This window comes from Microbacterium sp. CCH5-D1, from assembly GCF_001557335.1.
Taxonomy (GTDB): Bacteria; Actinomycetota; Actinomycetes; order Actinomycetales; family Microbacteriaceae; genus Microbacterium; species Microbacterium oxydans.
Genome location: NZ_LSJW01000048.1, coordinates 1 through 6,454 on the forward strand (window position 1 = coordinate 1; position 6,454 = coordinate 6,454).

The window sequence follows — 6,454 nt, forward strand, 5'->3', positions numbered from 1 at the left end:
CCGCCTCGACAAGGCGTAGCTCCCCCGAACCGGCACCCTCAGGGCCTCGTGCCCTGCAAACCCGCGAAGGCGGGACGTCGGAGACCACTCAGCCATGGGTTCGTCTCTGATGTCCCGCCTTCGCGGGTTTGCAGGGCACGAGGCCCTGAGGGTGCCGGCTCCCCCGAACCGGCACCGGTCTGGGGAGCTACGCCTTGTCGAGGCGGTAGCGCAGCGAGGCCAGCTCGGCGCGCAGCGCCGCCGGAACCTTGTCGCCGAAGGTGTCGTAGAACTCCTCGGTCAGATCGGCCTCGGTCTTCCACGCCTCGGCGTCGACGGAGAACAGCTCCTCGAGGTCGGCGGCGGGGATGTCGAGTCCGTCGAGATTGAGGTCTTCCACGCGCGGCAGGCGTCCGATCGGGCTGTCGACCGCGGGCACGTCACCGGCGATGCGGCGGATGATCCAGTCGACGACGCGCGAGTTGTCGCCGAAGCCCGGCCACAGGAACCGGCCGTCGTCGCCGCGGCGGAACCAGTTGACCTGGAAGATGCGCGGTGCGCGGTCGAAGCGCAGACCGCGGCCCACCTTGAGCCAGTGGCCGAAGTAGTCCGCCATGTTGTAGCCGCAGAACGGCAGCATCGCGAAGGGGTCGCGGCGGAGCTCCCCGACCGTGCCTTCAGCGGCAGCCGTGCGCTCGGACGAGATGTTCGAGCCGAGGAACACGCCGTGCGTCCAGTCGGTTGCTTCGACGACGAGGGGCACGTTGCTCGCGCGGCGTCCGCCGAACAGGATGACGTCGAGCGGGACGGCCTCCTCCCAGTCCTCGGAGATCTGCGGGCACTGAGCCGCCGACACCGTGAAACGGGAGTTGGGGTGCGCGGCAGGGCGTCCCGACTCGGGGGTCCAGTCGTTGCCCTCCCAGTCGATCAGGTTCGCCGGTGCCTCGTCGGTCAGACCCTCCCACCACACGTCGCCGTCGGGGCGGAGCGCGACGTTGGTGAAGATGGTGTTGCCCCAGAGCGTCTCGACCGCGGTGACGTTGGTCGATTCGCCGGTGCCAGGTGCGACGCCGAAGAAGCCCGCCTCGGGGTTGATGGCCCACATGCGACCGTCTTCACCAGGACGGATCCAGGCGATGTCGTCGCCGAGGGTCTCGACGCGCCAGCCCGGGATGGTCGGACGCAGCATGGCGAGGTTCGTCTTGCCGCAGGCCGAAGGGAAGGCCGCAGCCACGTGGTAGGCCTTGCCCTGCGGGTCGATCACGCGGATGAGCAGCATGTGCTCGGCGAGCCAGCCCTCGTCGCGGGCGATCACCGAGGCGATGCGCAGCGCGAAGCACTTCTTGGCGAGGATCGCGTTGCCGCCGTAGCCCGAGCCGTACGAGTAGACCTCGAGCGTCTCCGGGAAGTGCACGATGTACTTGTCGTCGTTGCAGGGCCACTCCACGTCCTGCGCACCCGGCGCGAGCGGGGCACCGACCGTGTGCACGGTCTTGACCCACGGCGCACCCTCGGCGATCTGACGCGTGACGGCATCGCCGACGCGGGTCATGATGCCGATCGAGGCGACCGCGTAGGCGCTGTCGGTGATCTGCACGCCGATGTGCGAGAGCGGGCCGCCGACGCGTCCCATCGAGAACGGGACGACGTACATGGTGCGCCCACGCATCGATCCCTCGAAGATCTCATCCATCTTGGCGTGCATCTCGGCCGGAGCCGCCCAGTTGTTCGTGGGGCCAGCGTCCTCCTCGCGCTCGGAGGCGATGAACGTCCGCCCCTCGGTGCGAGCGACGTCGCTGGGGTGCGAGCGCGCGAGGTACGAGCCGGGTCGCCACTCGGGGTTGAGCTTGATCAGCTTGCCCTCGTCGACCAGTCCGCGCAGCAGCCAGTCGTTCTCGGCCCGCGAGCCGTCGACCCAGTGCACGGAGTCGGGCTGGGTGAGCGCCCGGATCTCCTCGACCCAGGCGGCGAGCTCGGCCATGGCAGGAGTGTCATACGTCGGAGCCGCCCCGAACGTGCGCGTCGGGGAGACGGGAGACGTGCGAGGGGTGAGGACTTCGGCCATGGCCATGACTGCTCCTTAGAAGTGTGGGGCGTTGCACCTATCTTCTTCCGGTTCGAACGCGACTTTCGGCCATTTCAAGCGATAAGAACTGGAATTCTTTCGCTAGACTCAAGGAATGGCGTCCTCCGGCATCCACCTCACGACCCTCGGCCACCGCATCCGTCACCACCGACTGGAGAACGGTTACACGCTCGATGAGCTCGGCGCGCTGGTCGGCGTCGCCGGCTCGCAGCTGAGCCTGATCGAGAACGGCAAGCGCGAGCCCAAGCTCTCCCTCCTTCAGGCGATCGCGCACGCGACCAAGACCGAGGTGACCGATCTCATCTCCGGTGAGCCGCCGAACCGGCGTGCCGCGCTCGAGATCGCCCTGGAGCGCGCGCAGGAGAGCCCGGTGTTCCGGCAGCTCGGCGTCGCCCCCGTGCGCGTCACCAAGGGGATGAGCGACGAGACGATCGAATCCGTTCTCGGCCTGCACCGGGAGTTGGAGAGGCGGGAGCGCGAGGCCATCGCGACCCCGGAGGAAGCACGCCGCGCCAACACCGAGCTGCGGCTGCGGATGCGCGCCCAGAACAACTACCTCCCCGAGATCGAGAAGCTCGCCGAGAAGCACCTCAAGGCTGCGGGACACGTGCAGGGTGCACTCACCCACCGCACCGTGAGCATCATGGCCGAGAAGCTCGGGTTCGAACTGATCTATGTCAACGATCTCCCGCACTCGACACGGTCGGTCACCGACCTCGAGAACGGGCGGATCTACCTGCCGCCGGCCTCGATCCCCGGCGGTCACGGCCTGCGCTCGATGGCGTTGCAGGCGATGGCGCACCGACTTCTCGGACACACCCCGCCGACCGACTACGCCGACTTCCTGCAGCAGCGCCTGGAGATCAACTACTTCGCCGCATGCTGCCTGATGCCGGAGACGGCTTCCGTCGCGTTCCTGCAACAGGCGAAGAAGGACCGCAACCTCGCCGTCGAGGACTTCCGCGACGGCTTCGGCGTCACGCACGAGGCGGCGGGCATGCGCATGACGAACCTGTTGACACAGCACCTCGGCATGGCGCTGCACTTCCTGCGCGTCGACTCCACCGGGGCGATCACCCGTGTGTACGAGAACGACGACCTGCCGCTGCCGATGGATGTGACCGGTGCCGTGGAAGGACAGCGGGTGTGTCGCAAGTTCCAGGCCCGCGCCGCGTTCACGCAGCAGAACCGCACGGTGGAGCACCACCAGTACACCGACACCCCGTCCGGCACCTTCTGGTGCTCGACGCAGACCGGGTCGTCGACCGACGGCGAGTTCTCGGTGACGGTCGGGGTGCCCTTCGACGACGCACGGTGGTGGCGTGGACGCGAGACGAACGACCGCGCGGTATCGACGTGCCCCGACGAGTCGTGCTGCCGTCGCCCCTCGGCCGAGCTGAGCGATCGGTGGAGCGGACGGGCCTGGCCGAGCGCGCGCGTGCACACGCACATGTTCTCCCCTCTCCCCCGCGGCGCGTTTCCGGGCGTCGACGACAACGAGGTCTACAGCTTCCTCGCGCGCCACGCCAGCGAGTAGGCGGCACGCCAGCGAGTAGGCGCCACGCCAGCGAGTAGGGGCGGGTCGGGCTCGGGCGGGCGTCTCAGTCGTCGGCGAAGCGGGCGAACCGCGCGAGGGCTGCGGCCACGACCTCGGGATCCTCTGGCGCCTCGAAGAGCTCTGGCGGTGCACTCCTGGTCGCGCTCGCATGCGACCAGGAGCCGATGACGCGGCCCTGTTCGACGATCGTCGGACGCACCATGCCGTTCTTCCCCGGCCCGATCGCCGCCAGATACGCCGGGTCGCATACGGCCGTGCGATCGGCGTAGGAGATGTAGTACTCGTCGAACGCGCCGAGAGCATGGACCGACGCGGCGCCGCTCGCCCGACGCGGAGGCCGGCACGCGACGAAGAGCCCTTCGTCGACCTCTTCGACGCTGGAGGCCGCCCGCTCTGCCGCCTCACGTGACTGACCCAGAGTGAGGCCCGACCACCACGCGAAGTCGGCGACCCCGGCAGGACCATGGCCGTCGACGTAGCGGACGAACAGCTCGGCGAGCGGATCGTCGGGTGCTGCGTGCTCGCGGATGTGCTCCTCCACGAGGACGAAGCGCTGTTCGCGGGCGACACCGGCGCGGGCCACGACCGGTCCCTGGCAGATCAGCCCGGCGATCGTGAGGGTGAACAGCAGGTGGATGCCGCGCTGACCGGAGGGGTCGATGCCGATCCCCTCCAGCACCTCGAACACCTCCGCACGCGTGCACCCGCCATCGCGCAGGCGCGGCGTCAGGGCGCGAACGGCAGCGGCGACCATGTCGTCGTCGATGCCGAGGTCACGGTGACGGGTGGCTGCCTGCTGCCGCTGCCGCCCGGCGGTGACCTGGAGCATCCAACCGAGGTCTCGCGCCGGGACGGTGTGCAGGGTGCCGCGCATCGTCCACGCGCGCACGATGTCGCCGCGGTCGAAGGCCCGGTCGACGTCGCGCAGTGTCGGCTCACCGCGGGTACGCACGGCGAGCGCCCACCGACCGGCCGTGAAGTCCTGACTCTGCACGGCGAGCATGTGCTGCGCCGCATCCGTCACGGTGCGCGCCGGAGCGGTCAGGCGATGCGAACGGAGGCGATGCGAACGGAGACGATCGGTGCGCTGAGCCGCGGTCTTCATGACCTCATCATGCCGGGTACTCCGGACGATACGACGAAACCCGGCGAACGGCGAGACTCAGCCCTGCAGGGTCACCTCGCGGCGCTCCGGCAGCACGATCGGGTGCGAGCCCGCCATGACCTCGAGCACACGGATGACCTGGCAGGAGTATCCGAACTCGTTGTCGTACCAGACGTACAGGATGAGGGTGTCCTCGTCGGCGATGGTGGCGAGGCCGTCGACGATGCCGGCACGGTGCGAGCCGACGAAATCGGTGGAGACGACGTCGGGGCTCTCCACGTAGTCGATCTGCTGACGGAGCTTGGAGTGCAGCGAGACGCGGCGCAGGTAGTCGTTGACCTCGTCCTTGGTCGCGGGACGCTCGATGGTCAGGTGCAGCACCGCGAGCGACACGTCGGGCGTCGGGACGCGGATCGAGCTGCCGGTGAGCTTGCCCTCGAGCTGCGGGAGCGCCTTGGCCACGGCCTTGGCCGCCCCCGTCTCGGTGATGACCATGTTGAGCACGGCCGAACGTCCGCGTCGGTCGCCCTTGTGGAAGTTGTCGATCAGGTTCTGATCGTTCGTGAACGAGTGCACGGTCTCCACGTGCCCCTTGACGACGCCGTACGCCTCATCGATCGCCGCGAGCACCGGAGTGATGGCGTTGGTCGTGCAGGACGCGGCCGAGATGATGCGGTCGGAGTCGGCGATGGTGTCGTCGTTGATGCCGTGGACGATGTTCTTGAGCGGGCTCTTGCCGGGGGCCGTGAGCAGCACGCGGGCGACGCCCTTCGACTGCAGGTGCTGGGAGAGCCCCGCCTCGTCGCGCCAGCGTCCGGTGTTGTCCACGACGATCGCGTCGTGGATGCCGTGCGCGTTGTAGTCGATGGTCGCCGGGTCGTCGGAGTAGATCACCTGGATGCGGGTGCCGTTCGCGATGATCTGCTCGGCATCTTCGTCGACCGTGACCGAACCGGCGAAGCGGCCGTGCACGGAGTCGCGCAGCAGCAGTGACGCGCGCTTGACGAGATCGTTCTCGGCACCGCGGCGGACGACGATGGCACGCAGACGCAGCCCGCTCCCGCCTCCCGTGTGGGCGATGAGGATACGAGCGAGGAGGCGGCCGATCCGCCCGAACCCGTAGAGCACGACGTCGGTGGCCTCAGCGGCGACAGCTCCCATGGCCGGAGCGAGCACATCTGCGAGATAGGCCTGCAACGGCTGACCGCTCTCCGCGTGGCCGGCGACCAGGCGGGCGACGTCGAGGGAGGATGCCCCGGGCGCGAGAGCATGGATCGCTTCCAGCACCGCAAGGCTGTCCTCGATCGGCAGACGCTCGTGACCGAGCTGGGCGACACGCTCGTGCACCTCGACCAGCCCCGTCGCCGACAGGCCGAGCAGACGATGCCCGTGGAGCGACGTGACGACGTCGTGCTCCCGTCGGAGCGCCCCGATGAGCGGGATCATCCGCTCCGCCAGCTCTTCGCTCTCTGTCCAGTCGTCGCGGTGTGCCGCGGAATCGTTCATCTGCGTCCTTGCATGTGTGAGCGCGCGCCGAGGTCGCCGGCGCGCGAGTTGCCGGGTGGATCGGGGGATGCATCCAGCGTACAAGTCGCAGGAACACGTGCCGAATCCGACGGCTGCGGACCGGGGTCGAGCAGGCCCGGCTTCTCGCGGGAATCCCCCGGTCACCCGTCGCGTTCTCCCCCTCGGACGCTCCACGAAAGGCTCGCGATGACCCCCAGCC

4 protein-coding genes are annotated in these 6,454 nt (G+C 68.8%); 1 reads left to right on the forward strand and 3 read right to left on the reverse strand.

Translation table 11 applies throughout. The features are described from left to right. Window positions 1-187: 187 nt before the first annotated feature. Complete coding sequence (locus AX744_RS03165; RefSeq protein ID WP_061015372.1) at window positions 188-2,050, reverse strand: phosphoenolpyruvate carboxykinase (GTP); 1,863 nt, start codon at window positions 2,048-2,050, stop codon at window positions 188-190. A 109-nt stretch (window positions 2,051-2,159) separates the two neighbouring features. On the opposite strand from AX744_RS03165, the gene AX744_RS03170 reads away from it, so the two are divergent. Continuing rightward, entirely contained in the window at window positions 2,160-3,602 is a 1,443-nt protein-coding gene (locus AX744_RS03170) for a helix-turn-helix transcriptional regulator (protein ID WP_061015373.1), read from the forward strand. Window positions 3,603-3,666: 64 nt separating this feature from the next. On the opposite strand, the gene AX744_RS03175 is transcribed toward AX744_RS03170, so the two are convergent. Then, window positions 3,667-4,728 (reverse strand): winged helix DNA-binding domain-containing protein, encoded by a 1,062-nt coding sequence (locus AX744_RS03175; RefSeq protein WP_061015374.1) that lies wholly within the window; start codon window positions 4,726-4,728, stop codon window positions 3,667-3,669. Window positions 4,729-4,785: 57 nt separating this feature from the next. Continuing rightward, window positions 4,786-6,234, reverse strand: coding sequence for a glyceraldehyde-3-phosphate dehydrogenase (locus AX744_RS03180; RefSeq protein ID WP_061015375.1), 1,449 nt, complete (start codon window positions 6,232-6,234; stop codon window positions 4,786-4,788). Between the last annotated feature and the right edge of the window lie 220 nt (window positions 6,235-6,454).

Excerpts from the sequence above, each read along its gene's own strand:
- AX744_RS03165 (WP_061015372.1), bottom strand. The coding sequence starts at position 2,050 with ATGGCCATGGCCGAAGTCCTCACCCCTCGCACGTCTCCCGTCTCCCCG.
- AX744_RS03170 (WP_061015373.1), top strand. The coding sequence starts at position 2,160 with ATGGCGTCCTCCGGCATCCACCTCACGACCCTCGGCCACCGCATCCGT.
- AX744_RS03175 (WP_061015374.1), bottom strand. The coding sequence starts at position 4,728 with ATGAAGACCGCGGCTCAGCGCACCGATCGTCTCCGTTCGCATCGCCTC.
- AX744_RS03180 (WP_061015375.1), bottom strand. The coding sequence starts at position 6,234 with ATGAACGATTCCGCGGCACACCGCGACGACTGGACAGAGAGCGAAGAG.